Origin of the sequence: Amycolatopsis xylanica, from assembly GCF_900107045.1 — a bacterium.
Taxonomy (GTDB): Bacteria; Actinomycetota; Actinomycetes; order Mycobacteriales; family Pseudonocardiaceae; genus Amycolatopsis; species Amycolatopsis xylanica.
Window position 1 is genome coordinate 1197484 of record NZ_FNON01000002.1, and the last position, 25102, is coordinate 1222585.

General features: G+C 68.2%; 26 protein-coding genes and 1 tRNA gene. 20 read left to right on the plus strand and 7 right to left on the minus strand.

What is annotated here, in order from left to right; genetic code table 11:
• The first annotated feature begins 25 nt into the window (after nt 1–25).
• The gene (locus BLV57_RS13495) at nt 26–319 is read left to right on the plus strand and encodes a YiaA/YiaB family inner membrane protein (protein ID WP_091288966.1); all 294 of its coding nucleotides are present in this window, start codon (nt 26–28) and stop codon (nt 317–319) included.
• On the opposite strand, the gene BLV57_RS13500 is transcribed toward BLV57_RS13495, so the two are convergent.
• The gene (locus BLV57_RS13500; protein ID WP_091288967.1) at nt 316–1782 is read right to left on the minus strand and encodes a phosphocholine-specific phospholipase C; all 1467 of its coding nucleotides are present in this window, start codon (nt 1780–1782) and stop codon (nt 316–318) included. The genes BLV57_RS13495 and BLV57_RS13500 overlap by 4 nt on opposite strands.
• 245 nt (nt 1783–2027) lie before the next feature.
• Nucleotides 2028–2100: transfer RNA gene (locus BLV57_RS13505), tRNA-Gly, on the minus strand.
• Between the two features lie 185 nt (nt 2101–2285).
• Here BLV57_RS13505 and BLV57_RS13510 point away from each other — a divergent pair.
• From BLV57_RS13510 to BLV57_RS13520, 3 genes are all read left to right on the plus strand, one after another.
• On the plus strand, nt 2286–3767 hold the full coding sequence (locus BLV57_RS13510) for a sigma-70 family RNA polymerase sigma factor (protein ID WP_091288968.1): 1482 nt from the start codon (nt 2286–2288) through the stop codon (nt 3765–3767).
• Nucleotides 3768–3871: 104 nt separating this feature from the next.
• The gene (locus BLV57_RS13515) at nt 3872–4312 is read left to right on the plus strand and encodes a DUF983 domain-containing protein (protein ID WP_091288969.1); all 441 of its coding nucleotides are present in this window, start codon (nt 3872–3874) and stop codon (nt 4310–4312) included.
• Nucleotides 4313–4329: 17 nt separating this feature from the next.
• Entirely contained in the window at nt 4330–5181 is an 852-nt protein-coding gene (locus BLV57_RS13520) for an Fpg/Nei family DNA glycosylase (protein WP_091288970.1), read from the plus strand.
• Between the two features lie 108 nt (nt 5182–5289).
• Here BLV57_RS13520 and BLV57_RS13525 read toward each other — a convergent pair whose 3' ends face one another.
• Nucleotides 5290–6330 (minus strand): serine hydrolase domain-containing protein, encoded by a 1041-nt coding sequence (locus BLV57_RS13525; RefSeq protein ID WP_091288971.1) that lies wholly within the window; start codon nt 6328–6330, stop codon nt 5290–5292.
• 143 nt (nt 6331–6473) lie between these two features.
• Between BLV57_RS13525 and BLV57_RS13530 the strand changes: the two genes are divergently transcribed.
• From BLV57_RS13530 to BLV57_RS13575, 10 genes are all read left to right on the plus strand, one after another.
• Nucleotides 6474–7760 (plus strand): sensor histidine kinase, encoded by a 1287-nt coding sequence (locus tag BLV57_RS13530; RefSeq protein ID WP_091289136.1) that lies wholly within the window; start codon nt 6474–6476, stop codon nt 7758–7760.
• Between the two features lie 17 nt (nt 7761–7777).
• Entirely contained in the window at nt 7778–8623 is an 846-nt protein-coding gene (locus BLV57_RS13535) for a S49 family peptidase (protein WP_091288972.1), read from the plus strand.
• A 197-nt stretch (nt 8624–8820) separates the two neighbouring features.
• The gene (locus tag BLV57_RS13540) at nt 8821–10245 is read left to right on the plus strand and encodes a glycoside hydrolase family 16 protein (protein ID WP_091288973.1); all 1425 of its coding nucleotides are present in this window, start codon (nt 8821–8823) and stop codon (nt 10243–10245) included.
• A gap of 154 nt (nt 10246–10399) precedes the next feature.
• Entirely contained in the window at nt 10400–11236 is an 837-nt protein-coding gene (locus BLV57_RS13545; RefSeq protein ID WP_091288974.1) for a LytR/AlgR family response regulator transcription factor, read from the plus strand.
• A 4-nt stretch (nt 11237–11240) separates the two neighbouring features.
• The gene (locus tag BLV57_RS13550; protein WP_091288975.1) at nt 11241–11747 is read left to right on the plus strand and encodes a DUF485 domain-containing protein; all 507 of its coding nucleotides are present in this window, start codon (nt 11241–11243) and stop codon (nt 11745–11747) included.
• Nucleotides 11748–11777: 30 nt separating this feature from the next.
• On the plus strand, nt 11778–13604 hold the full coding sequence (locus tag BLV57_RS13555) for a sodium/solute symporter (RefSeq protein ID WP_091288976.1): 1827 nt from the start codon (nt 11778–11780) through the stop codon (nt 13602–13604).
• A 192-nt stretch (nt 13605–13796) separates the two neighbouring features.
• The gene (locus BLV57_RS13560) at nt 13797–14129 is read left to right on the plus strand and encodes a DUF485 domain-containing protein (RefSeq protein WP_091288977.1); all 333 of its coding nucleotides are present in this window, start codon (nt 13797–13799) and stop codon (nt 14127–14129) included.
• A complete protein-coding gene (locus BLV57_RS13565) occupies nt 14126–15760 on the plus strand; it encodes a solute symporter family protein (protein ID WP_091288978.1) in 1635 nt (544 codons plus the stop codon). Before BLV57_RS13560 ends, BLV57_RS13565 begins: the two co-directional genes overlap by 4 nt.
• Before the next feature lie 33 nt (nt 15761–15793).
• Nucleotides 15794–16144 carry a rhodanese-like domain-containing protein gene (locus BLV57_RS13570; RefSeq protein WP_091288979.1) on the plus strand — a complete coding sequence of 117 codons (351 nt, stop codon included), beginning with the start codon at nt 15794–15796 and terminating at the stop codon, nt 16142–16144.
• Nucleotides 16145–16147: 3 nt separating this feature from the next.
• Nucleotides 16148–17086 (plus strand): DUF4328 domain-containing protein, encoded by a 939-nt coding sequence (locus tag BLV57_RS13575; RefSeq protein WP_091288980.1) that lies wholly within the window; start codon nt 16148–16150, stop codon nt 17084–17086.
• 106 nt (nt 17087–17192) lie between these two features.
• On the opposite strand, the gene BLV57_RS13580 is transcribed toward BLV57_RS13575, so the two are convergent.
• Nucleotides 17193–18350 (minus strand): cytochrome P450, encoded by a 1158-nt coding sequence (locus BLV57_RS13580; RefSeq protein ID WP_091288981.1) that lies wholly within the window; start codon nt 18348–18350, stop codon nt 17193–17195.
• 56 nt (nt 18351–18406) lie between these two features.
• Between BLV57_RS13580 and BLV57_RS13585 the strand changes: the two genes are divergently transcribed.
• The 4 genes from BLV57_RS13585 (at nt 18407) to BLV57_RS13600 (ending at nt 21157) form a co-directional block, all read left to right on the plus strand.
• Nucleotides 18407–19282 carry a DUF5926 family protein gene (locus tag BLV57_RS13585; protein ID WP_091288982.1) on the plus strand — a complete coding sequence of 292 codons (876 nt, stop codon included), beginning with the start codon at nt 18407–18409 and terminating at the stop codon, nt 19280–19282.
• Entirely contained in the window at nt 19279–19632 is a 354-nt protein-coding gene (locus BLV57_RS13590) for a DUF952 domain-containing protein (RefSeq protein ID WP_091288983.1), read from the plus strand. The genes BLV57_RS13585 and BLV57_RS13590 overlap by 4 nt, the downstream gene beginning before the upstream one ends.
• Before the next feature lie 197 nt (nt 19633–19829).
• On the plus strand, nt 19830–20336 hold the full coding sequence (locus BLV57_RS13595; protein WP_245757296.1) for a SigE family RNA polymerase sigma factor: 507 nt from the start codon (nt 19830–19832) through the stop codon (nt 20334–20336).
• Nucleotides 20333–21157: a hypothetical protein gene (locus BLV57_RS13600; RefSeq protein ID WP_091288984.1), complete on the plus strand. Its 825-nt coding sequence runs from the start codon at nt 20333–20335 to the stop codon at nt 21155–21157. Before BLV57_RS13595 ends, BLV57_RS13600 begins: the two co-directional genes overlap by 4 nt.
• A gap of 82 nt (nt 21158–21239) precedes the next feature.
• Here the strand turns inward: BLV57_RS13600 and BLV57_RS13605 are convergent, their stop codons facing one another.
• Complete coding sequence (locus tag BLV57_RS13605) at nt 21240–21791, minus strand: ferritin (RefSeq protein WP_176968589.1); 552 nt, start codon at nt 21789–21791, stop codon at nt 21240–21242.
• A gap of 151 nt (nt 21792–21942) precedes the next feature.
• Entirely contained in the window at nt 21943–23154 is a 1212-nt protein-coding gene (locus BLV57_RS13610) for an arginine deiminase (protein ID WP_425425991.1), read from the minus strand.
• A 107-nt stretch (nt 23155–23261) separates the two neighbouring features.
• Between BLV57_RS13610 and BLV57_RS13615 the strand changes: the two genes are divergently transcribed.
• Nucleotides 23262–23774 carry a DM13 domain-containing protein gene (locus BLV57_RS13615; RefSeq protein WP_091288987.1) on the plus strand — a complete coding sequence of 171 codons (513 nt, stop codon included), beginning with the start codon at nt 23262–23264 and terminating at the stop codon, nt 23772–23774.
• On the opposite strand, the gene BLV57_RS13620 is transcribed toward BLV57_RS13615, so the two are convergent.
• On the minus strand, nt 23771–24571 hold the full coding sequence (locus BLV57_RS13620) for a CPBP family intramembrane glutamic endopeptidase (RefSeq protein WP_091288988.1): 801 nt from the start codon (nt 24569–24571) through the stop codon (nt 23771–23773). The two genes, BLV57_RS13615 and BLV57_RS13620, sit on opposite strands and share 4 nt — an antisense overlap.
• Before the next feature lie 23 nt (nt 24572–24594).
• On the opposite strand from BLV57_RS13620, the gene BLV57_RS13625 reads away from it, so the two are divergent.
• Nucleotides 24595–25056, plus strand: a complete 462-nt coding sequence (locus BLV57_RS13625) for a PPOX class F420-dependent oxidoreductase (RefSeq protein WP_091288989.1) — start codon at nt 24595–24597, stop codon at nt 25054–25056.
• Nucleotides 25057–25102 lie beyond the last annotated feature (46 nt).

The following is a 25102-nucleotide window of genomic DNA, read 5'->3' on the forward strand; positions in this document are numbered from 1 at the left end:
GCCGCCGTGGCCGAAATTCGGGGACATGACCAAAACCGTGTCCCCGAGTTCCCCCACGACGACCGCGTTCTACGCGCAGGCTGGCCTTTCGTTCGGCCTCGCGCTGACCGCGGTGACCGGCGGCATCGTCTACCTGCCGGTCAGCGGCTGGGTGCGTGCCTTCCTCGCGGTCGGCATGCTGTACCTGGTGACGTCGGCGTTCACGCTGGCGAAGGTGATCAGGGATCGCCAGGAGGACACCTCCGTCACCAAGCGCATCGATCAGGCCAGACTCGACAAGCTGCTCGCTGAGCACGACCCGTTCAAGGAAACCGTCTAGCGCTTCGGCACGTGCGGCCGCCGTCCCGGCTCCTGCCACGGCGGCTGCTGGTCCGCGCCGGGGAAGACCGGCGCTGGCAGGTTCGCCGCCTCGTACTTGGACAGCGTGAGCGGACCACTCGTGTCGGGCAGCGTCGGCGGCTTCGCCTGGTGGTCGTCGAAGCGGAACGCCGACGTCAGGTCGCCGAACGTCCGGCGGCGCCACGCGCTGATGTTCGGCTCGGCGACGCCGGTGACCTTCTCCAGGAACTGCAGCACCGAGGTGTGGTCGAAGTTCTGCGAGCAGACCCAGCCGCCCGCGGTCCACGGCGAGACGATGATCGCGGGCACGCGGTACCCGGCGCCGACCGGCAGGCCGTTGCCCTTGGTGCCACCCGGCGAGGTCTTGGTGACGAACTCGCCCGGTGTGCCCGCCGGCGGCGTCGGCGGGATGACGTGGTCGAACAGGCCGTCGTTCTCGTCGTAGTTGAGGATGAACGCGGTCTTCGCCCACAGGTCGGGGTTGGCGGCGATCGCGTCGATCTTGCTGGCCACGAACGCGGCGCCCTCGGCGGGCGTGTAGTTCGGGTGCTCCGAAGCGGTCGAGGTGCAGATGATCCAGGAGACCGTCGGCAGCTTGCCGTTGCGCGCGTCGTACTCGAACTGGCCTTCCGGCCGGTGCGTGAGTCCGTTGACCGCGAGCGGCGAATCCGCCGGCGCCTGGCGGAAGCTCGCGAACTGCTCCAGCATGTTGCAGCCGTAGGTGTCGGCCTGCTCGTAGACCTTCCAGCTGACGCCTGCCTCCTGCAGCCGCTCGGCGTAGGTCTTCCACGTGTAGCCGCCGGCCGGCGCCTTGTTGTCGAGGATCGGCCCGCCGTGCTCGCCGTCCGGGTCGATGGTGCCGGTCATCCACATCATGCGGTTCGGCCAGGTCGGGCCGAAGACCGAGCAGTGGTAGGCGTCGCAGATGGTGAACGCCTCCGCCAGCGCGAACTGGAACGGCAGGTCGGCGCGCTTGTGGTAGCCCATCACGTACGGGCCGTTCTTGCCGTCGGCCTTGCGGTGGGCCGGCAGCCAGTTGTCCATCTTGCCGCCGTTCCAGGCGTCGTGCTGGACCTGCCAGGCGTGCGAGGTCGACGGGATCTTCTGCGCGTTGGTGGCGTGGGTGTCGAGGTGGAACGGCAGCGCGTAGCCCGCCGGGTTCTGCGCGTCCGGCTGGTAGAAGACCGAGCGGCCGTTGGGGAGTTTCGCGGCGTTGGGATCGGCGAAGCCGCGAACCCCGGAAAGCGTCCCGAAGTAATGGTCGAATGATCGGTTCTCTTGCATCAACAGCACGACGTGCTCGATGTCGCGCAAGGAGCCATGGCGCGGCGGGCCTTCGGCGAGCGCGCGCTGGACGTTGGGTGGGAGGAGGGTGGCCGCGGCCGCGGTGGCGGCAGCTCCGGCGGCGATACCGAGCAGGCGTCGACGAGTCAGTTCGGTCATGCCTGCCACTGTTCGGCGAGCGGGCGCCGGTTGCCAGGTAACGAACAGCGAACTTTGAACGACTAATCCTGCCGAACCGGACAGTCCACGCCAACGGCCTAGGCATACGTGCGTCTGGGTGGTGGGTACCAGGTCAACGGTGACCGTCAGCGATCTTGACGGCTGAACAACACGTGCGGAGCTGTGACCGATGTGGTCTAGACATTGCTCCAAATGGCCGTACGATGGCCAGTGGAAGAGGAGAGAGCGGATGACGGGATTCGAACCCGCGACCCTCACCTTGGCAAGGTGATGCGCTACCAGCTGCGCTACATCCGCATGCACCCCGTGTGGGCGGTGCGGGAGCTACTCTATACCGGAGGCCGTTGCCGCTTTTACCCACCCCCGGAAACGCTCTGTGGTGTTACACCTGGCGTACAAGAGGTGACGATTGCGGGTTCGCTCCGTATGGTGTCCCCATTCGACCGAATGGTTTGTCCTTCGGGGAGGAGGTGCCTGGCCGGATGACCGAGCAGGGCACTGTGCCGCAGATGGCGGCCTCGGGATCCGACGAGCAGGCACTCCTGCAGCGGCTCCGTGACGGTGAGGACGCTGCCTTCGGGGAGCTGTTCGAGCTGCACGCCGCCGCGGTCAGACGTCTTGCCCGCAGCCTCGCCTCGGACCAGTCCGAGGCCGAGGACATCACCGCGGAGACCTTCTTCCGTGTGCTCCAGGCGCTGCGCAGAGGCGCCGGTCCACGCGACTACATCCGCGCCTACCTGCTGACGGTCGCCCGTCGCGTCTCCTGGGAATGGCACGGCGCGCGCCGCGACGTCCCCGTCAGCGACGACGAGCTGACCTTCCGCGCCGGAGCCGGCGCGGACACCAACGCGCGCACGGCCGAGCACTCGCTGATCACCCGTGCCTTCACGAGCCTGCCGGAGCGCTGGCGGACCGTGCTGTGGCAGACCGAGGTCGAGGGCGAGCAGCCCGCGATGGTCGCGCCGCACTTCGGGCTCAGCGCCAACGCGACCGCCGCGCTCGCCAGGCGCGCCAGGCAAGGACTTCGCGCCGCGTACCTGCAGGCGCACCTCTCGGTCGGCCGCAGCTCCGACGGCTGCCGCGCGGTGGTCGAGAAGCTCGGCGGGTTCACCGCCGGCAGTGTCACCGGCGCCGAAGCCCAGCGGATCAGGGCGCACCTGGTCGGCTGTTCGTCGTGCCGGAACACCCATGACGAGCTGCGCGACGTCTGCTCCTCGCTGCGTGCGAACGCGGGCGCGGTGCTGCTGCTGGTGCCCGCGTCGGCGTTCACCGTCGGCAAGGCGGGCGGCGGCGCGCTGGCCGCGGTCAAGAGCCTGCTGATCGGCTCCAAGGTCAAGGTCGGCATGGCGCTCGCGTCCACCGCGGCGGCAGGCGCGTTCGGTATCGCCGTCGGGCCCGCCATGTTCGATTCGGACCAGACCCAGGCCATCGGGCTGGAAGGCCGTGGCGGCGGCGGGCCGGAGCTGGGTGTGGTCAAACCGGCCGTCGAGGTGCCGGACACGCCCAAGGTCGAGCCGATCAGCGATCACCTGACCGTGCACGGGCCGAACGCGGTCGCGGGTGAACCCGTCGAACCGAGGCTCGGCGGAGACGTGCCTGCCGACATGCCCGAAATCCCGGCAGGCGGTCAGCCGGGCGTCCAGATTCCCGCCGGCCAGGCGTCCGCGCCGCCGAGCGGCACCGTGACCGACCCGAGGTCCGACACCGGCACGCACGCGCCGGTCGCGGGCGGCACCACGGCGTCGGACACCTCGCCGATGCGCTCGGACACGACCACGACCCCGAGCGACAAGACGGCCGTCTCGCCGACGACCACGTCCACTCCGACCACCACGACGAAGTCCTATGGCAAGTCCTGGTCCGCGTCTTCGCTGCCGAGCACCTGGAGCTCTTCGCGGGTGATCGGCGACGACGCGACGACGGCCGAGGACGAGACGCCCGCCGCAGATCAGCCGTCCGAGTAGCTCGTACTGGGGATTTGCGTGCATCTGGCAGTCGCGCTCCCGGTCATGATCACGGTACGGTTGAGCGTGCTCACCCGGAGCGAGCGTTGTGCGGGAGGACGTGGATGAACCGGCTGGTTCAGGGCGAAGACGGCCGGGACTGGGTGGTCAGGGCCCAGCTCGAGTGGCGGCCACCGGCCACCGCGGACGATTTCGAACACGACGTCGCGGGTAGCTATGGCCCGGGTGTCGCGATGATCTTCGTGACCGTGCTGCTGGCCGTGGTGCTGGTGGTGTGGACGCCGGTCGGGGTCAAGATCCCCGCTTGGGTGATCCTGACGCTGGTGCTGGTGATCCTGTTCTTCCCGCTGCGCTGGATCCTGCGCAGGCCATGGACCGTGGTCGCCGAGACCGAAGGCGACATGGCGGGCGATCACCCGTCCGAGCGCTGGGTCGGCACCATCCGCGGCATGTTCACCGTGCGCGGCGAGGTCACCAAGATCGCGAAGACCATCCGCAAGCACTCCTTGCCCGACTTCGACGGGCCGTTGCATCCGGTCGAGTAGCGAACGAGACTGGGCGTATGCCGGAGCTGCCGGAAGTCGAAGCACTCGCCCACCACCTGCGTGAACACGCCGTCGGCAGGTCCGTGAGCCGGATCGACGTGGCCTCGCTGAGCGTTCTGAAGACGTTCGACCCGTCCACGATGGACCTGCACGGCCGCGAAGTCACCGACGCGACGCGGCACGGCAAACATCTCGACCTCGTCCTGGGCGACCTGCACCTGATCACGCACCTGGCCCGCGCGGGCTGGCTGCGCTGGTCGGATTCGCTGGCGCCGGCGCCGCTGAAACCGGGCAAGGGCCCGATCTCGTTGCGGGTGCACCTGGGCGGCCCGGGTTTCGATCTCACCGAGGCCGGAACCAAGAAGGGCTTGGCGGTCTGGATCGTCCGCGACCCGTCGGAAGTGCCGAGCATCGAGCGGCTCGGCCCGGACGCGCTGTCACTCGACCGGGCAAAACTCGGCGAGCTGTTCTCGGGGCGCACCGAGCGGCTGAAGACCGCGCTGACCGACCAGCGCGTGATCGCCGGCATCGGCAACGCCTACTCCGACGAGATCATGCACATGGCCAAGCTGTCTCCCTACGCGACGCCGGGCAAGCTCCCCGACGAGGCGCTCGACCGCCTCGCCGACGCGATCCACGAGATACTGACCGGCGCGGTCGCCCGCTCGGTCGGCCAGTCCGCCGCCCGCCTCAAGGGCGAGAAACGCTCCGGTCTCCGCGTCCACGCCCGCACCGGCCTCCCCTGCCCGGTCTGCGGCGACACGGTCCGCGAGATCTCCTTCGCCGACAAGTCCTTCCAGTACTGCCCGACCTGCCAGACCGGCGGCAAACCCCTGGCCGACCGCCGCATGTCCCGCCTCCTCAAGTAACCCCGGGAAAAAAATCCCAATGTGGCTTTCGTCAGGTTTGAGCTGACGAAAGCCACATTGGCGGCCTGAAAACTGACCAATGCCACATTGGGATTTTTTTCCCCCAGGTCAGGGGCAGAGGGCGGCTGCCAGGGCGGCGGCTGGGCGGGTGGGGGCTACGTGGTCCCAGTCGCCTCGGAGGTCGGCGGCGAGGTCGTAGGTGGTCAGCGCCAGGGTGATCTGGCGGCGGTTGTCGGGGCTGTGGAGCGAGAAGCTGAAGTAGCCGGGGCCCGCGCCGGTGTGACCCCAGACCGTTCGGGTGCCGCCTGGGCAGGGGAGCGGCAGGGTTTCGACGCCGGGCAGGTCCGGGGAGAGCGTGCGCTGGAACGTGGCGACGTCGTCCACTGTGGACACCATCGCGCCCGCCGTCCAGTCGTAGGACGGGCTGAACGTGGTCATGTCGTTGCCCGCCATGTCGTAGCCGTGCAGATGCGGCCCGTGCAGGTACGGATCCGTGAGGGGAAACGACGTCTGGCGCAGACCGAGCGGGCGCAGGAGCCGGTCGCGGATCTCGGAGCGGACGTCGTGGCCGGTGACGCGTTCGATGATCCGGCCCAGCAGCAGGTAGCCGGTGTTCGAGTACTCCACATGCGGCGGGTCGAGCAGCGACTGCCGGATCACTTCGTCGACCGTGTAGACGTAGCCCCGGTCGCCGCCCGGCTTCAGGTAGACGTCGAAGAACGCCGGGTTGCGCGGGTCATGGATGCCGCTCGTGTGCGTCAGCAGCTGGCGGACGGTGATCTCGGACGGCCGGTAACCCGGGCCGCGGACGACGCCGGGCAGCAGCGACTCGACATCGGCGTCCAGTGACAGCCTGCCCGAGGAGACGAGCTGCATGACCACCGTCGAGACGAAGGCCTTGGTGTTGCTCGCGATGCGGAAGCGGTCGGTGACGCGGGCCGGTCGCCCGCCGAGGGAAGCCACCCCGGCCGCGTAGTGCCGGACGCTTGCATCCTCCCGGACGACGGCCACGGCGGCCGGGAAACCGGCGCGGACGAGTTGCCGGATCTCGGTTTCGACCCGATCGTTACCTAAGGCCGAAGCGGGCATGGCGGTTACCCCCAGCAATGCGGCGGTGGTCGCCGCGGTCAGCCACCTGCTCAAAGTCATGCTCAGAGCCTTGCCGACGGATACGGGGTGTGACCACCAAGGGAGCCCCCGGGTCATGGGTAGGGTTGACCCCACCGTCAGTCCCCGAAGCGGCACAGAAAGTAGGAGAGTAAGCCTTGCACCCGGTTGGCCGAGCGCAGAGCATTGACGCCGTGTCCGGGTTGCCGATTGCGCAGATCATCCCGTGGGGAGTCGCGCTACTGCTCGCTGTGCTGGTCGTGGTGCTGCTGATCAAGTCGCGACGGCCGGGCAACGTGGTCGACGACGCGGTGCTCGAGGCCGTCCACGGCCTCTCGAAGGCGACCCCCGATCTCCGCGAGGGGCTCGACGAGGAAGCCGCCGACAAGATCACCACGCAACTGCTCGAAATGCTCAAGTGCGTCGCCGTCGGCATCACCGACAGCGAAGGCACCCTGCTCTCCTGGGACGGCGAGGCCAACGACCACTACGTCGATCTGGTCGACGCCATCGGCAACGCGATCCGCAAGCACCGCCGCGAGGTCGTGCAGCACGACCGGATGCCGTGCAACCACCGCGGCACATGCAAGATGCGCACCGCGGTCATCGTGCCGCTGATCGTCGAAGGCGAGACCGAGGCCGCGCTGATCGTGGTCGGCCGGACCCGCGGCCGCCTGATCCAGATGGCCGACGCGGTCGCGCACTTCGTGTGCACCCAGTTCGAGCTGGCGCGGCTGGAGGAGTCCAAGCACCAGCTGCAGCAGGCCGAGATCAAGGCACTGCGCGCGCAGATCTCGCCGCACTTCGTCTACAACGCGCTCAACACCATCTCCTCGCTGATCCGCACCGACCCCGAAGAGGCGCGCGAGCTGCTGCAGGACTTCGCGGACTTCACGCGCTACTCGTTCCGCACCTCGGGCATGTTCACCTCGCTCGCCGAGGAGCTGCGCAACATCGACCGGTACCTGACCATCGAGAACGCCCGCTTCGGCGGACGGCTGACCGTGCGCCTGAAGATCGCGCCGGAGGTCCTCAGCGTGGTCGTGCCGTTCCTGATCATCCAGCCGCTGGTGGAGAACGCCGTCAAGCACGGCCTCGCGAGCAAGCCGGGCGGCGGCACGGTCACCGTCATCGCGCAGGACTACGGCGCCGAGGCGCTGATCAGCGTCGAGGACGACGGCATCGGCATGGACCCGTCGCGCCTGGCCGAGCTGCGCAGCTCGCACCGGACCGGCGCGCACGTCGGGCTCGGCAACATCAACCAGCGCATGCAGCAGGTGTTCGGCAGCGACTACGCGCTGATGGTCGAGACGGCGCCCGGCGCGGGCATGAAGGTCACCCTGCGGGTGCCCAAGTTCGTCCCCGGTGTGCGGCCCAACCTGCCCGACTACTCGGCCGAGGTGCCCGAGCAGGAAGCGCGCGACGCCGACGAATTCAGCGGCTCGCGAAGCGGAATGCTCGACGCGTCGTAGGTCCGTACGCTGGGCGCATGAGCGTCACGGACAAACTCGCCTCCCGTATCCCGATGCTGGCCGACCGGGTCGAGCACAAAGACGTGGTGGCCGTGGTGAAGCTGCACGGCGTCATCACGCCGTCGCCCTCACCGCTGGGCCGGGGCGCGATCAACCTCGCCGCCGTGGAGTCGGCGCTGACCAGGGCGTTCGCGCACGACCGGCTCAAGGCGGTCGCGCTGCAGATCAACTCGCCCGGCGGCGCGCCGACCCAGTCCGGCCTGGTGGCCGAGCGCATCAGGCAGCTCGCCGACAAGAAGGACGTGCCGGTGCTGGCCTTCTGCGAGGACGTCGCCGCGTCCGGCGGGTACTGGCTGGCCTGTGCGGCCGACGAGATCTACGCGCACCGCACCTCGATGGTCGGCTCGATCGGCGTGATCAGCGGCGGTTTCGGCTTCACCGGGCTGCTGGAGCGCTTCGGCATCGAGCGCAGGCTGCACACCGCCGGCGCCAACAAGTCGCGGCTCGACCCGTTCAGCCCGGAAAAGCCGGAGGACGTCGAGTGGCTCAAGAAGATGCACACCCAGCTCCATGAGTTGTTCGTGGAGTGGGTGAAGGAGCGTCGTGGCGCGAGGCTCACCGACGCCGAAGATCTTTTCACCGGCGATGTCTGGCTCGGTCAGAAAGCCGTCGAACTCGGGTTGATCGACGGCGTCGGCAGCCTGCGTGAAATCCTCGCCGACCGGTACCCGGACGCGCATATTTCCGTTGCGGAGCCCAAAAAAGCCCTCCTCGCGAAGCTCGGCATCGGCGCGCCCGCCGCGGCATCGGCGATTCTCGACGCCGTCACCACCAAGGCAGCTTGGTCCCGCTTCGGCCTTTGAGGCCCCTTCACGGCGGTTCACGATTCTGAACCGAAGCGGGCAAATCGGTCCTCTCACTATGTGATAGGAGTCACAGCTTCACCTGAATGGCGGATAGGCGCTGGTCTAGACCTTGGGTTCTGATGGGCGCAGGCTTTGTTGTGACCGGCAACAAATCCTGACGCATCGGCCGGTTCGGGTTGACGAGGAGGTCACCCATGCCCGTCAGTTTCGCCATACGCAGGCGTCGAATGTGGACCGCGCTCGGCGCGGCCGCGGCGGCGGCAGCGATCGCCGTTCCGCTCACCATCCACTCCGCGCAGGCCGCGGTCCCACCCCCGGAAGCGGGCTGGACCACCGTGTTCGCGGACGACTTCAACGGCGGGGCGAACACCTTGCCGTCCGGCGCGAACTGGATCATCGACACCGGACACTCCTATCCCGGCGGGCCAGGGAACTGGGGCACCGGCGAGATCCAGAACTACACCAACAGCACCAGCAACCTGTCGCTCGACGGGGCGGGCAACCTGCGCATCACCCCGCTTCGCGACGGCGCGGGCAACTGGACCTCGGCGCGCATCGAGACGCAGCGGCTCGACTTCAAACCGCCTGCCGGTGGCGTGATGCGGATCGAAAGCCGCATCCAGATGCCGAACGTCACCGGCGCCGCCGCGCTCGGCTACTGGCCCGCGTTCTGGGCGCTCGGCGGCCCGTATCGCGGCAACAACTGGAATTGGCCGTCCGTCGGCGAGTTCGACATCATGGAGAACGTCAACGGGATCAACTCGGTCTGGGGCGTGCTGCACTGTGGCGTGAACCCCGGCGGCCCGTGCAACGAGACCACCGGCATCGTGAACAACCGCGCCTGCCCAGGCACGACCTGCCAGGCCGGGTTCCACACCTACCGGTTCGAATGGGACGCGAGCGTCAGCCCGCAGGTCTTCCGCTGGTTCGTCGACGGCCAGCAGTTCCACTCGGTCAGCCAGAACCAGGTCGACGCGGGCACCTGGACCGCGATGACCGGCCACGCCGGGTATTTCGTCCTGCTCAACGTCGCGATCGGCGGCGCCTTCCCGAACAACAACTCCGGCACCACCACCCCGGGCCCCGGCATCGTCCCCGGCCACCCGATGGTCGTCGACTACGTGACCGTGACGACCAAGGGATCCGGCGGCGGGACCACCACACCGACGACCCCGACCACGCCGACGACCCCGACCGGGCCCGGCGGCGGTGACGCCTACGGCACGATCCAGGCGGAGTCGTACACCCAGTCCGCTGGCGTGGCCAAGCAGACCACGTCGGACACCGGCGGCGGACAGAACATCGGCCCGCTCGGCAACGGCGACTGGGCCATGTACCCGAACGTCGCTTTCGGCAGCAACGCCGCACACCAGTTCCAGGCGAGAGTCGCGTCCGGTGCGGGCGGCGGCGTGAGCGGACTGGTCGAGGTCCGGCTCGACAGCCTGACCAGCGCGCCGGTCGGCAGTTTCGCCATCGCGAACACCGGCGGCTGGCAGAGCTGGCGCACCGTGCCCGCGAACGTCAGCTCGATCACCGGGACGCACAACGTGTATCTCACCTTCACGAGCGGACAGCCAGCCGACTACGTGAGCGTGAACTGGTTTACTTTCGCGCACTGATTGAGAAATCCACTTTCGACACTGAATTACTCGAGGTGTCGGTGTCCCCGGCGCGGGGGACACTGACACCGAGAGTTGAGTGGCCGGTTTCGACTCCATCTCATCCGGGCAAGGGGGCCGGGCGGGCTGGACATCGTGACTCGCAATAGGCAGGATGCGAATCACTGTGAGTGCTCAAGATGACACCCGCCGGCTCGTTGTCCTCGCTGTCGACGACGAGCCCCACGGGCTGACCGCGTTAGTCCACTGCCTGACCAGCAACCCGAACATCGGGAAGGTGTTCAGTGCGGTCGACGCCTCCGAGGCCCTGCGCCGCCTCATCGCCTCCGACGGCGACGAACTACGTGCCCGTAAGGAAAGGGGACTACCGCCGGTCGACGCGGTGTTCTCCGACATCCACATGCCCGGCCTGTCCGGGATGGAGATGTCACGGGTGTTCGCCGCGTTGCAGCCGCCGCCGGTGCTCGTCTTCGTCACGGGCCACTCGGAGGAGGCGGTCAACGCCTTCGACCTGGGCGCGGTCGACTACGTGCTCAAGCCGTTCAACCAGGAACGCTTGGACAAGGCCGTCAAGCGGGTGCTGGAGAAGCTGAACACCCGGCCGATGCCGCAGGCGGCTGGCGGCGGCCCGGAGCCGGTCAAGGACGACGGCGAGGTCATCCCCGTCGAACTCGCGGGCACCACCAAGCTCATCCCGCGCTCCTCGGTGCGCTGGGTCGAAGCGCAGGGTGACTACGCGCGGTTGTTCACCGCCGACGGCAGCCACCTGGTCCGCATCCCGCTCGCGCAGCTCGAAGAGCGCTGGGAGAAGGCGGGCTTCGTCCGCATCCACCGTTCCTTTCTGGTCGCCTTGCCGCTGATCACCGAACTGCGGATGGCGCAGGGCGGTTACCAGGTGGTCATCGGCAACGAGGAGAAGGTGCTGCCGGTCAGCCGCCGTCACACCCGTGAGCTGAAGGACCGACTGGTCGGCTCCGGCCGAAACGGCTAGCGAGATGACCAGCGAGGACTACTACCGGCGGGTGAACGGGGTCCGCGAACCGGACCCCACTTTGGGCAAGAAGGCGAATCTCACGCCGGAACGCGCGGTCGTCGAACCGGTGGCCGCCGCGCCGACCGAGCCGATGCCGCAGCCGGAGCTGCCGAAGATCAAGCGCACCAGGGTCATCCTCGCTGACCCGCGCCAATCGGCAGGCACCTTGCGCGCGCGGGTCGAGCTCGAAGAGCAGACCAGCTGGGGCGAACTGCTGATCAAGGACCTCGTGAAGGCGCAGCTGAAGACCGGGATGCTGCTGTGGGGCCTGGTCATCGTGTTGCTGGGCTCGTTGCCCGCGCTCTTCTACTTCCTGCCGGGGTTCGGGCGGGTCACGCTCATCGGGGTCCCGCTGCCCTGGCTTTTACTCGGGGTGGCGCCGTTTCCGCTGCTCTTCGGCGTCGGCATCTGGTACAACCGGCTCGCCGAACGACATGAGCGAGACTTCGTGGACATGATCGAAAACTAGTTTTCCGAGCGCTCATGCGAGGATTCCCCCGTGCAGCTGAACCCATGGGCGTTGACCGGCATCGTGCTGGTCGCCGTGGCGACCTTTTATCTCGGTCACCGCTCGTCCCGGTTCGCCGTCACCACCCATGACTTCCTCGTCGCGCGGCGCACCGTCCGGTCGCGCCGCAACGCCGCCGCGATCTCCGGTGAGTACCTGTCCGCGGCCTCCTTTCTCGGTGTCGCGGGCATCGTGCTCAAGGAAGGCGCGGACGCGCTGTGGTTCCCGATCGGGTTCACCGCTGGCTATCTGGCGCTGATGCTGTTCGTCGCCGCGCCGCTGCGGCGGTCCGGCGCGTACACGCTGCCCGACTTCGTCGAGGCGCGGCTCGGGTCGAAGTCGCTGCGCAAGTTCTCCACCGCGTTCGTGGTCTTCATCGGGATCCTTTACATGGTCCCGCAGCTGCAAGGCGCCGGGCTGACGCTCGCGACGATCCTTCCGGTGCCGCCGTGGTTCGGCGCGGTGCTGGTGATGTTCCTGGTCGCGTTCAACGTGATCGCGGGCGGCATGCGGGCGATCACCGTGGTGCAGGCCTTCCAGTACTGGCTCAAGCTGTTCGCCATCGCGGCGCCGACGTTCGTGCTGTGCCTGGTGTTCGTCACCGGCGGCAGCCCTGGCGGCACGCGCGGGCTCGGCGATCCGGCGCCGCCGGTGTTCCTCGAGAACACCACGGTCACCGTGCAGGCCGACGTGATGGTCAGCGTCACCACGCGGACCACGCTCGAAGCGCACGGGACCGTCGACAGAGGACCAGCCGACGGCGAGGCGATCTGGGCGCCGGACATCAAGCACTCGGTCGCCGAGGGCACCAGGCTGGTGTTCAAGAAGGGCACGCCGGTCCCGGTGATCAGCGACGCGCCGACGACCAACGCGAACTGGCTGCGGCCGAGTTCGGGCAGCGGCACCGATCTGGCCCAGACGTACTCGCTGATCTTCGCGCTCTTCCTCGGCACCATGGGCCTGCCGCACGTGCTGGTCCGCTTCTACACGAACCCGGACGGCAAGGCCGCGCGCCGCACGACCGTGCACGTGCTGCTGCTGCTCGGGCTGTTCTACCTGTTCCCGACCCTGCTGGGCGCGCTGTCGCGGATGTACGTGCCGGAGCTGCTGGTCACCGGCAAGACCGACGCGGCCGTGCTGCGATTGCCGTCGGCGATGCTGCCGGGGTTGCCAGGCCAGATCCTCGGCGCGGTGACGGCCGCGGGTGCGTTCGCGGCGTTCCTGTCCAGCTCGTCCGGCCTGCTGGTGAGCGTCGCCGGGGTGGTGTCGACCGACGTGCTGCCAGGGCGGGTGCGCGACTTCCGGGTGGCGACCGGGATCGTGGCGATCGCGCCGATGGCGCTGGCGGTGCTGCTGCGGCCGGAGGACATCTCGCTTTCGGTGGGGATGTCGTTCGCGCTGGCCGCGTCCACCTTCTCGCCGCTGCTCGTGCTCGGCATCTGGTGGCGGAAACTCAGCTGGCCCGGCGCGATGGCGGGCATGGTGGTCGGCGGCGGGATGGTGCTCGCCGCGCTGGTGGTGAACATCGTCAGCGGCTACACCGGCGGCTGGGCGCCGTGGTTCGCCGTCCAGCCCGCGCTGATCACGGTGCCGTCGGCCTTCTTCACGTGCTGGTTCGTCAGCAGGGCGACCAAGTACGGCGTCCCGGACGACCTCAACAGTGTCATGTTGCGATTGCACGCGCCTGATCCGCTCGGTTTCATGCGTGACCGCGCGGTCGCGCGGTTCGGTCAGGCGGAAGAGAAGCATGACAAGGCCGAGAAGGCCGAAAAGGTGGAGAAAGCCAAGCCCGCGACCCGCGGCAGGCACCGCAAGTAATCCCGTCAATCATCCGAGTGGTCAGAGCGTGACGACCTGATTGTTATACGAAGAGTCATGTCGTTCACTCGATCGGATTATCAGCATTCTCGCTGACCAGGAGCATGATCTCCCTAGCGTGCCGCTCAACGAGGATTCGACTAGATTTGTTGATCGGCCCGTCACCTGAATGGTTGAACGAGGAGGTCCGACATGAGCACGGAACAAGACCTCAACGATGACACGGAGTGGGAACGGATCCAGGCCAGTCCTGAATTCGTCGAGTTGCGGCGGAGACTGCGCAACTTCGTCTTCCCGGTTTCGGCGCTCTTCCTCCTCTGGTATCTGCTTTACGTGCTGCTGGCGGACTACGCGCACGAGTTCATGGCCTCGAAGATCTTCGGGAACATCACCGTCGGCCTGGTGCTCGGCCTGCTGCAGTTCGTCTCGACCTTCCTCATCACCTGGCTGTACGTCCGCTATGCCAACCGCAAGCTCGACCCGGTCGCGGACGAACTGCGCGCGAAGATCGAACGGGGCGAGTGATGACACTCGCGGCAGGCGTGGCGGGCAGCAGCCCGGCGCTCAACATCGGCATCTTCGGCGTGTTCGTGGTGATCACCCTGGTGATCGTGTTCCGCGCCAGCCGCAACAGCAAGACCGCCTCGGACTACTACGCCGCCGGGCGCGCGTTCAGCGGCCCGCAGAACGGCATCGCCATCTCCGGTGACTATCTGTCAGCGGCCTCGTTCCTCGGGATCGCGGGCGCGATCGCGATCAACGGCTATGACGGGTTCCTGTACTCGATCGGCTTCCTGGTCGCGTGGCTCATCGCGTTGCTGCTGGTCGCGGAGCTGCTGCGTAACACCGGCAAGTTCACCATGGGTGACGTGCTGGCGTTCCGCATGAAGCAGCGCCCGGTGCGCGCCGCGGCTGCCACGTCGACGCTGGTCGTCTCGTTCTTCTACCTGCTCGCGCAGATGGCGGGCGCCGGCGGCCTGGTCGCGCTGCTGCTCGGCATCGAGGGCAAGGCGGGCCAGGCGCTGGTCATCGCCGTCGTCGGCGTCGTGATGATCGTGTACGTGCTGGTCGGCGGCATGAAGGGCACCACGTGGGTGCAGATCATCAAGGCCGCGCTGCTCATCGTCGGCGCGTTCGCGATGACCATCTGGGTGCTCGGGAAGTACGGCTTCAACCTGTCTTCGCTGCTGCAGAGCGCGGTCGACAAGGCGGGCAAGGGTGGCGAGGCGATACTCGGACCGGGCAAGCAGTACGGCAAGACCGGCACGACCAAGCTGGACTTCCTCTCGCTCGGCATCGCGCTGGTGCTCGGCACCGCGGGCCTGCCGCACGTCCTGATGCGCTTCTACACCGTGCCGACCGCGAAGGACGCACGTCGCTCCGTGGTGTGGGCCATCGGCCTGATCGGCGTGTTCTACCTGTTCACACTGGTGCTCGGCTACGGCGCGGGCGCGCTGGTCGGGCCGACGGCGATCAGCAAGGCGCCCGGCGGGGTGAACTCGGCGGCGCCGCTGCTCGCACAGGCACTCGGTGGCCCGGTGCTGCTCGGGTTCATCGCGGCGGTCGCGTTCGCGACGATCCTCGCGGTGGTCGCCGGGCTGACGATCACGGCTTCCGCTTCGTTCGCGCACGACGTCTACGCCAACGTCATCAAGAAGGGCAAGGTCGAGAACCCGGACGCCGAGGTCAAGGTCGCCAGGATCACCGCGCTGGTGATCGGCGCGGTCGCGATCGCGGGCGGCATCCTGGCCAACGGGCAGAACATCGCGTTCCTGGTCGCGCTGGCGTTCGCGGTGGCGGCGTCGGCGAACCTGCCGACGATCCTGTACTCGCTGTTCTGGAAGCGGTTCAACACCCAGGGCGCGCTGTGGAGCATCTACGGCGGCCTGGTGGTCACGATCGTGCTGATCGTGTTCTCGCCCGCGGTGTCCGGCAAGCCGGTCGACCCGAAGACGGGCAAGAGCGCGTCGATGATCCAGGGCGTCGACTTCCACTGGTTCCCGCTCGACAACCCGGGTCTGGTCTCGATCCCGGTGGCGTTCTTCCTCGGCTGGTTGGGCACCGTCTTGTCGAAGGAGCACAACGAGAAGAAGTACGCGGAGATGGAGGTTCGTGCGCTGACCGGGGCCGGCGCCGAAAAAGCCGTTGAGCACTAGCCTCACACGCGCGATACGTCCGCCCATGGGAGCATGGAGAACGTGGTGAGCCCTGCAGAAATCCCGGCCGTGAACATCGCCGACCTGCCAGCCGACGGTGTGCTGCTCGACGTGCGCGAGGACGACGAATGGCAGGCCGGGCACGCGCCCAAGGCCGTGCACATTCCGCTCGGCGAGCTGCCGTCGCGGGTCGGTGAACTGGCCGATCTGCCCGAGGGGCCGGTCTACGTGGTCTGCCGCAGCGGCGGCCGGTCCGCGCGCGCGACGGCGTGGCTCAACGCCAGCGGCTGGGACGCGGTCAACGTCTCGGGCGGCATGAAGTCGTGGGACGCCGAAGGCCGCGAGGTCGTCAGCGAATCCGGCGGCGAGCCGGAGATCCTCTAGCCCATGCAGCCAGGTCAGTTCCCGCAGCAGGCCCGGCCGCCGCAGTATCGGCCGGTCCGGGTCCGGTGGGTGGCGACGCCACCGCCGGGCGCGATGCCCCAGCGCCGCGCCGTGCCGCCGGAGCGCTACCACGGCCCGCCGCGCTACGCGACGACCCCGCGGTGGGGTTTCCCCAACCTGACCTGGCGTTCGCCGACCGCGGTCCCCGGCACGGCCTCGGACGTCCAGAGCCCGGTCCAGCGCCTGCGCGTGATCGCGCGCAGCACGTTCGGCTCGCTGTGGTTCCTGGCCTGCCTGGCGCTGGTGGCGGGTGGCGCGGAGATCTGGCGTTACGTGCTGCTCGTCCAGTCACGCAGCTCGGCGCTGACCACGAGCGTGGTCCAGGCGTCGGACACTCTCGTGGTGACGGCTGGCCTGCTGGCGACGATCTTCTCGCTGGTCCCGGCGGGCTTGACGCTCTGGTGGCTCTTCGTCGCCCGCGTCGCGGCCGCCGATGCCGCAGGCGAAGAGCCGTCCCGCACGTCGCGCGAGGTCCTGCTCGGCATGCTGGTGCCGGGCCTGAACCTGGTGATGGCCGGCTCGATCATGGCCGAGCTGGAGCATTCGGTGCTCCGCCGTTCCCGTGACCGTCGCCCGACCCCGTCCCGCCTGGTCTTCACCTGGTGGGGCCTCTGGGTGCTGAACTGGCTCCTGCTGGTCATCGCGCTCTGGTGGCGCATGCGCGACGGCATCCAGGCCATGGCCGACTCCGTCGTCCTGGTCGCGTTGACCGACTTCGCCGCCGCCGCACTAGCCATCGTCACGGCCATCCTGGTCCGCCGCACGACCGAGCTACTGGCCCCCATCACCCTGTCCAACGTGAAGGCCCGCCAAGTCCTCAAGGTCACCGGAGCCCCCGACCCAGAGCTCCGCCCCACCCGCCCCTTCGGCACCCGCCGCTAGACCCGGAAAAAATCCCAATGTGGCGTTGGTCAGCTTTGAGCTGACGAATGCCACATTGGCTGGCTGGAATCTGACGAATGCCACATTGGGATTTTTTTTCCCGGGGTCAGGTGGTGACCGGGAGGGTTTGGAGGCCCCTGATCACGAACTCGGGGCGCCGGGGTGGGGGAGCCGCGAGGCGTAGGCCGGGCAGGCGGGTCGCGAGGGCATCCAGTGCGGCCGAGATCTCGACTCGCGCCAGTGGGGCGCCGACGCAGTAGTGGATGCCCGCGCCGAAGCCCAGGTGGGCGTTCGGGGACCGGGAAATGTCGAGCGTGTCCGGGTCGGTGAAGACCAGCGGGTCGCGGGCGGCCGCGCCGAGGAGCGCGCCGATCTTGTCGCCGGGCGCGAGCCGGAAGCCCGCGATCTCGACGTCCGTCGTGGCGGTCCGCTCGAACAGCTGCAGCGGCGCGTCGAAGCGGATGAGCTCCTCGACGCAGCTGTCCAGCAGGCCGCGGTCCGCGACCAGGCGTTCCCACTGCGCGCGGTGCGTGAGCAGCGCGGAGACGCCGTTGCCGAGCACGTTGACCGTCGCCTCGTGCCCGGCCATCAGCACCAGCACCGCCGTCGCGACCAGCTCGTCCGGCGTCAGCTCCGACCGCAGCAGGTCGCTGATCAGGTCGCCGGAGCGCGGCTTCGTGGCTTGCGAGCGGACGTACTCGACGAACTCGCCCGCCGCCGCTTCGGCCGCGTCGCGTTCGGACTCGGGGATGCCGTACTCGTACATCTTCACGACGGCATTGCTCCACGCGACCATGCGCGGTCCGTCGGACTGCGGCACCCCGAGCAGCTCGGCGATCACCGCGACCGGCAGTGGCTGAGCCACGAACTCGAGCAGGTCGGCGGAACCGTCAGCGGCGATCTTCCCGGCGAGCTCGTCCACCATCGCCGACGCCAGCGCGGCGATCCGCTCGTTCAGCCGCTGGACGTGACCGCGGGCGAACGCGCCCGAGATCTGCTTGCGCAGCCGGGTGTGCGCGGGCGGTTCGCTCTCCAGCAGCGAGTTGCGGTGCAGCAGGTTGAACGACGCGAAGCGCTCCAACGGCTGCGCGTCGCTCCAGATCCGGCCGAGCCCCCGGTGCCGCAGCACGGCCGAGGTCGCCGCGTGCGACACGGTCACCGCCATGCCGAGACCGTCGTGCCGGTGCACTTCGCCCTCGGCACGCAGCTCGGCGAAAGCCGGGTACGGGTCGGCCAGGAAGACGGGGTCGCGGGGGTCGAACATGGCGCGAGCGTAACCCTTCGATAGCGTCATCGCGCTGAACCTATGAGGAGGCTGACGTGGGCAAGGGCGGGCGCAAGAAGGGTCCCAAGACGACGGACCGCAAGCCGAAGGTGCGCGACGTTTTCGTCGGCCAGCCCTTCGAGGGGCTCGCCGCGGAGCCCGAGCTCATCGCGCTGCGTGAGTTCGTTCCCTCGGCGACGGCGAAGCTGACGCTTTCCGGCAGCGACAAGAAGGTCACGCTCGGCACCGTGCTGCCGATGGCCGCCGCCGCGTTCGTGCGTTCCGATGGCGAGGCGTTCATCGGGATGCAGGTGCAGACCCGGTCCTCCGACATCTCCCGCGACCTCGGCCGCGCGCTCAAGTGGGTGCTCGACGCCAAGCCCGGCGACGTGCTGGCCGTGCCGGACACGCTGAGCGAGCCCGGTGAGGGCGAGCGGCTGCAGGACCTGCTGGTCGCCGAAGCCGAGCTCGAGGTCGAGCTGCACCAGGACTTCGCGTGGTGGCTGCCGGAGGACGCCGACGCCAGCGGTGAGGTCGCGCTCTCGCTGGAGCGGGCCAACTCGGCGATCATGCCGACCGAGCGGCTCGGCACCGGCTCGTACTGGGTGCTCGCCGGCGAGAAGGCGCACCTGCGCTGGGTGCGTCCCGAGCCGGAGAACCTGCTGCTGCAAGCGCTTGCGCGGCTGTCGGCCGCCGGTGAGATCGGCCTCGGCGAGGGCTCGCGTTACGCGGGTTCGTTCCGTGCGCACGGGCTGCTCGTGCCGGTGTGGGACCTCGACACCGAGGCGCACGCCCGTGAGTGGGCCGATGGCGCGGCGCAGCTCGGCACCCGGCTGGACGGCGCGCTGAAGTCGCTCGACACCGAGCCGCTGAACGCCGCCGAGCGCCGCTCGCGTGACGGTCTCATCGGCCGCCAGCTCACCCTGCGGTGATCCTGCACATCTGCACCGCCGCCGAGTGGGCGGCGGTGTCTGATGGCGGCAGTTATCGGGCGGCTTCGCTCGAGGACGCCGGATTCATCCACTGCTCTGATTTCGGCACCTTGCATCTGCCGGCCAACGCGCTTTTCGCCGGGCAGAGCGGGCTCGTTCTGCTGGAAATCGACCCCGCGAAACTGGACGTCCCGCTACGGTGGGAGCCGGGGGTTCCCGAGCAGCCCGACGGCGTCTGGTTCCCGCACGTCTATGGACCGATTCCGCAGGTGGCGGTGCTCGCGGTGCATGATTTCCCGGCGGACGGCGACGGCAGATTCCGGCTTCCGGTAACACTTGCGCGGCGTTGACGAAAAACGGAACGAGAGCGTTCATCGGACGTCTTTTCCAACTGAGCGCGATGTGAAGGCAACCTCTGGGGGCTGTGGTGCGTTTTCCGGGTGGCGACAGAGCGACGCCAAGAGACGTGCTGGAGGGAGGCGACGCGGTGACCGCTGCGGCTACCGCGCTACCCGGGTCGGAAGCCTGGTCCGTGACGGGTGGGAGAGTGTCGGAGCTGGTCGATTTCAGCTCCTTCGTCGAGGCGAGCCTGCCCGGGCTGCTCCGCTACGGCTACGCGCTCACCGGCAACCCGCACGACGGCGCCGACCTGGTCCAGACCGTGCTCGAGAAGATCGGCTCACGCTGGACGCACGTCCAGCGCAAGACCGGCGACCCGATCGCCTACGTCCGCCGCTCGATGGCGAACGCGCACGTCAGCCGCTGGCGCCGCACCCGGCGTGAGAACCTGGTGGCCGACCTGCCGGACACCCAGCCGTTCGCGCCGGCCGACCCGTTCGAACACGAGCCACTGTGGCAAGCGCTACGCGCGCTACCGCCGCGGCAACGAGCGGTGATGGTCCTGCGTTATTACGAGGGACTGTCCGAGGCGGAGATCGCGGCCACGCTCGGCGTCACACAGGGCACCGTGAAGAGTCAGGCGAGCAAGGCCATCGCATCGCTGCGTACGAAGCTGGCGCTGCCGGAGATCCGCGAAGGGAGGGAGGCAAGTTGATCGCGTCCGATGACGAGCTTGACGCGAAGCTGCGGCTGCTGTTCGCCGACGACCGGCTCGGTGGCCTCCAGCCCAAGGCGGATGCGAGCGAGACGATCGTCGCGGGTGCGCGACGGCGGCGGAACCGCCGCAAGGCGATCACCGCCGCCGGTGGCGCCGCGGTGGCGGCCGTACTGGTCGTCGGCGGGGTCACGTTCGCGAAGGTGCAGGAACGCGACACGCAGGCCGCGCTCTCGCCGGGAGACACCCAGACCCTCGCGACCGGTGGCGCGCCGCCGACCGGCGAGGTGGGCGGGACGGTGTCGCCCGCGTCGCCGGGACAGACGTCGTCGAGCACCTCCGCGGCTGCCACCAGCTCGAACTCGCCGAAGACCACGCCGTCGAGCGGCTCCGCGAACCCGGACGGGCCGGCCAAGGTGCTGACCGGACAAGTGCTGGGGCATTCCGGGATCGGCAACCTGGCGCTCGGGATGACCGAGGCGCAGCTGACGGCGACCGGGATCACGTTCAAGAAGGAGTCGGGCAGCAGCCCCTGCGTATTCGGCACGGTCGCCAACGTGTCGGGGCAGTCGGGCGACATCCGGGTCTACCTGTCCGACACGTCCGGGGTCACGCAGATCCTGCCGATGCTGTCGCACACACCGGAGGGCGTCGGGACCGGCTCGACGGTGGAAGACGTCACGAAGATCTACACGAACGCCACGACCGCGCCGAAACTCAGCGTCAACCTGGGCAGCACCAGCTATGAGTTCGCGCTGAGCTCGGGGAAGGTCAAGGGATTGGTCCTGAAGACCAACAACGGTCAGGGCTGCGGCGCCTAGGCAGTCCGTACAAGGAAGAACCCGGGCCATCCACAGGGGGAGGGCCCGGGTTCTTCTTGTGGTGGGAGCAGTCGTGCCGGTCCTACAGCGCGCCGCCCGCGACCGGCGGCATGGCGGGGTCGCCGCCACCGTCCCCGACGGTCTCGCGGTGCAGATGCGCCTCGATTTCGAAAAGGTTCCCGCCCGCGCGCTTGGCGATGGTCACCAGCGTGTTCATGGCGGCGATTTCCTCGACCTGCTCCTTGAGGAACCACTGGGTGAACTGCTCGCCCATGTAGTCCTCTTCGGCGCGCGCGGCCTTGGCGATCTGCTTGATGTCGGCGGCGACTTCCTTTTCCTGCTCGAGTGCGAGCTGGAGCAGTTCGCTCACGTCGGAGAAGTCATTGCGGACCTCTCCGGTCGACGGGATTTCCACGTGGTGGTCGGTGTCGAGCATGTACTGCACGAGCGCCATCGCGTGGTTCCGCTCTTCGACCGACTGCCGGTAGAAGTGCTTGGCGAGCTGGGGCAGGTCCTCGGCGTCGAACCAGACCGCCAGCGCGATGTACTGCTGGGAGGCGTTGAACTCGTTGTGCACCTGCGCCTGCAGCAGTTCGTAGAACTTCGAGCGCGGTTCTTTCTTGAGGAGGGCCATGCCCATAACGATAATGGAACCAGTCCAGTTTTTCCAATTTGAACTGGTGATCTACCCCCTATTAGGCTACCATTCCCAAAGCGAGGGGACACTAATTTTGGTAAGCCTCACCTAATTGATTTGCAAATCAATTAGGTGAGGCTTATCTTATTTACAGCGGATCGCGCTGAACCGGGCAGGACATGCAGCGCGGTCCGCCGCGGCCGGAACCCAACTCCGAGCCTGCGATCGGCAGCACCTCGATACCGGCGGCGAGCAACCGTTCATTGGTCTCGACGTTGCGCTCGTAGCCGACGACCACGCCGGGCGCGAGCGCGAGCGTGTTGTTGCCGTCGTCCCACTGCTCACGCTCGGCGGTGACCGGGTCGAGGCCGGTATCGATCACCCGCAGCTTGTCGATGCCCATCGCCTCGGCCGCCGCGGTCAGGAACGGCTTCGGGCCGTCGACCTCGACCGAGCCCTCGCCTTTCGGGCGCATGGTGAACGCGGTCAGCGAGTCGCGCGACAGCGGGTACATCACCACCGCGTCGCGGTCGACCATCGTGCACACGGTGTCCAGGTGCATGGTCGCGCGCGACTGCTCGATCGGCACGGCGAGCACGGTGTGCGCGATGTCGTCGGCGAAGACGGACCTGGCGAGCGACTCCGCTCCGGCGGCCGTGGTGCGCTCGCCGACGCCGATGGCGAGCACGCCGGGCGAAAGCAGCATGACGTCACCGCCTTCGATGGGCGCCGAGTGCGCGCCGTACGCGCGCGCGGCGTGCCGGAACCGAGGGTGGTAGGCGTAGATGAGGTCGAGCAGCGCGGTCTCGCGGCGCCGGGCTGGCATCGTCAGCGACGAGATGGCGACGCGGTCGCCGATCCACGCCGACGAATCGCGCGTGAAGAGCAGGTTCGGCAGCGGATCGACCGCGAAGTCGTGCGGGTGGATCATCTTCCGCACCAGCGACGCGCCCTCGGAACTCGGCAGCTCCTCGAAGGTCATGCCCGCCATGAGCGCTTCGGCCAGCGCCGGCGCGTCCACACCGGACAGATGGGAGCGCAGCGAGTCGCCGAGGTCGTTGCCGAGCCTGCGGTCGTCGACGGCCGCGTGCACCCCGGCCGCGTGCGCGCGCGGGTCCTCCAGCGCGGTCCGTAGCGCGTCGGCGAGCAGCAGCACCTCGACGCCGCGCCCGCGCAGCACCTCGGCGAACGCGTCGTGCTCCTCCTGCGCGCGGTCCACCCACGGGATCGAGTCGAACAGGAGCTGGTCGTTGTTGCGCGGGGTGAGCCTCTTGAGCTCGTTTCCCGGCCGGTGGAGCAGAACCGCGCGGAGCGGTCCGACTTCGCTGTCGACGCGGGGCGCGCTTGCGGATTCACTGATCACGGTAGACGAGCGTAATGACTCGGTAAGGGAAATGGGGATGATAAAGAACGCATCCGGCCGTTTTGATAGAAGAATCTGACCGGGTGGCGGAATGGAGTTGACGGATGCGTGCCCTCTTGCGGAAAAAGAGCACCAAACTCGTGCTGGCGATCGCGGTGGTGGCGCTCGTGGCGGGACTGTGGGTGTTCGAACCATGGCGCGCGTTCACGCACAGCAACCTCGACGAGTCGCTGCCGGTCGTCACCGCTTCCCAGCCGGTGGAAAAGCCGGCGCCGGCGCCCGTGGAGCTGGCCTCAGGAACATTCGTCAGCCAGGAGCACGAGACGAAGGGAACGGCGCGAGTGCTCGACGTCGGCGGGTCGCGAGTGTTGCGGCTGGAGGGCCTGTCCTCGTCGGATGGTCCTGACCTGCACGTTTGGCTGACCGACGCGGCGGCGGGCGGCTCGTGGGGCAAATACGACGACGGCCGGGTCGTCAAGCTGGGCTCGCTCAAGGCCACCGACGGGAACCAGAACTACCCGATCCCGGCGGACGCGAACCTGGCCGGGCTGCGCAGTGTGGTCATCTGGTGCGACCGGTTCAACGTCGCGTTCGGCTCGGCGCCGCTGGCGCTCTAGGGTAGCCAGGAGATCTTGTTCTTCAGCAGCGCGTAACCGACGAACGACACGAAATCGAGCACGGTGTGCGCGGCGACGAGCGGCCAAAGACGGTTGGTCTTCTGCCAGAACCGGCCGAAGACGAGGCCCATCACGAAGTTGCCGATGAATCCGCCGAAGCCTTGGTAAAGGTGGTATGACCCGCGCAATACCGCCGCGGTGAGCAAAGACGAGTTCTCGCGCAGGCCGAGCTGGCGCAGCCTGGTCAGGAAGTAGGCGACCACCAGCACCTCCTCGGCGAACGCGTTGCCGAACGCGGAGATCGTCAAGGTGATCGGCCGCCACCAGGTGTCGCCGAGCGTCGACGGCAGCACGGCCAGGTTGAAGCCGAGCGCGTAGCCGACGAAATACAGCACCAGCCCGGGAATCCCGATCAGCGCGGCCAGCCCGACGCCGTGCAGCAGGTCGCGGCGGGGTTTCCGCTTGTCGAGACCGATGTCCTTGAGCTTCAGTCCCGCCCGCCAGAGCAAGTACACCCCGAGCGCGCCCCAGCCGACCAGCTGCGCGGCGCTGAGCAGTTGCTTGAGCAGATCGACCAGATCGAGCGTCGCCTGCGGCACGTTGATCGCGACCTGTTGCTGCTTCAGCGGAACCGGCTTCAGCAGAGAGTCCACAAGGGACAGCAGACTCCGCGCGCCGGACAGGCCGAGCGTGATCCCGAATACGATCCACAGCTCGATGATGATCGCGCGCCGCTCGGCGGGATCCTCGATCTGCTCTGGCAGTGTCGGACGCTCGGGGTTCAGCCATTGACGCACCCGCGCACGTTACCTTTCGAAGCATGTCTCGCAACATCGCCACCACCAGCAAAGTCGACCGCGAAGCACTCGTCGAATTCCTGCGCACCCGCCACCGCGCCATCCTGATGACCACCCGGGCCGACGGCGGGCCGCAGCTCTCGCCGGTCACCTGTGGCGTCGACTCCGAAGGCCGCCTGGTCATCTCGACATACCCCCAACGCGCGAAGGTGGTGAACATCCGGCGCTCGCCGCGGGTGTCCGCCTGCGTGATCTCCGACGAGTGGAACGACCCGTGGGTCCAGCTCGACGGCTCGGCCGAGGTGCTCGACCTGCCCGACTCGGTCGAGCCGCTGGTCGAGTACTTCCGCAGCATCTCGGGCGAGCACCCCGACTGGGACGAATACCGCGAAGCCATGACCCGCCAAGGAAAAAGCCTCATCCGCGTGACGATCGACCGGTGGGGCCCCATCGCCACCGGCGGCTTCCCCGCCTCCCTCGCCTGAGACCCGCCCAGGTAAAAAAATCCCAATGTGGCTTTCGTCAGGTTTG

Bases quoted from the DNA above. Each gene is read 5' to 3' on its own strand.
- BLV57_RS13535 (WP_091288972.1), top strand. From the start codon at position 7,778: ATGAGCGTCACGGACAAACTCGCCTCCCGTATCCCGATGCTGGCCGAC.
- BLV57_RS13605 (WP_176968589.1), bottom strand. From the start codon at position 21,791: ATGGCCCTCCTCAAGAAAGAACCGCGCTCGAAGTTCTACGAACTGCTG.
- BLV57_RS13575 (WP_091288980.1), top strand. From the start codon at position 16,148: ATGCAGCCAGGTCAGTTCCCGCAGCAGGCCCGGCCGCCGCAGTATCGG.
- BLV57_RS13550 (WP_091288975.1), top strand. From the start codon at position 11,241: ATGACCAGCGAGGACTACTACCGGCGGGTGAACGGGGTCCGCGAACCG.
- BLV57_RS13510 (WP_091288968.1), top strand. From the start codon at position 2,286: ATGACCGAGCAGGGCACTGTGCCGCAGATGGCGGCCTCGGGATCCGAC.
- BLV57_RS13615 (WP_091288987.1), top strand. From the start codon at position 23,262: ATGCGTGCCCTCTTGCGGAAAAAGAGCACCAAACTCGTGCTGGCGATC.
- BLV57_RS13515 (WP_091288969.1), top strand. From the start codon at position 3,872: ATGAACCGGCTGGTTCAGGGCGAAGACGGCCGGGACTGGGTGGTCAGG.
- BLV57_RS13570 (WP_091288979.1), top strand. From the start codon at position 15,794: ATGGAGAACGTGGTGAGCCCTGCAGAAATCCCGGCCGTGAACATCGCC.
- BLV57_RS13495 (WP_091288966.1), top strand. From the start codon at position 26: ATGACCAAAACCGTGTCCCCGAGTTCCCCCACGACGACCGCGTTCTAC.
- BLV57_RS13500 (WP_091288967.1), bottom strand. From the start codon at position 1,782: ATGACCGAACTGACTCGTCGACGCCTGCTCGGTATCGCCGCCGGAGCT.
- BLV57_RS13580 (WP_091288981.1), bottom strand. From the start codon at position 18,350: ATGTTCGACCCCCGCGACCCCGTCTTCCTGGCCGACCCGTACCCGGCT.
- BLV57_RS13540 (WP_091288973.1), top strand. From the start codon at position 8,821: ATGCCCGTCAGTTTCGCCATACGCAGGCGTCGAATGTGGACCGCGCTC.
- BLV57_RS13520 (WP_091288970.1), top strand. From the start codon at position 4,330: ATGCCGGAGCTGCCGGAAGTCGAAGCACTCGCCCACCACCTGCGTGAA.
- BLV57_RS13545 (WP_091288974.1), top strand. From the start codon at position 10,400: ATGCGAATCACTGTGAGTGCTCAAGATGACACCCGCCGGCTCGTTGTC.
- BLV57_RS13560 (WP_091288977.1), top strand. From the start codon at position 13,797: ATGAGCACGGAACAAGACCTCAACGATGACACGGAGTGGGAACGGATC.
- BLV57_RS13625 (WP_091288989.1), top strand. From the start codon at position 24,595: ATGTCTCGCAACATCGCCACCACCAGCAAAGTCGACCGCGAAGCACTC.
- BLV57_RS13525 (WP_091288971.1), bottom strand. From the start codon at position 6,330: ATGACTTTGAGCAGGTGGCTGACCGCGGCGACCACCGCCGCATTGCTG.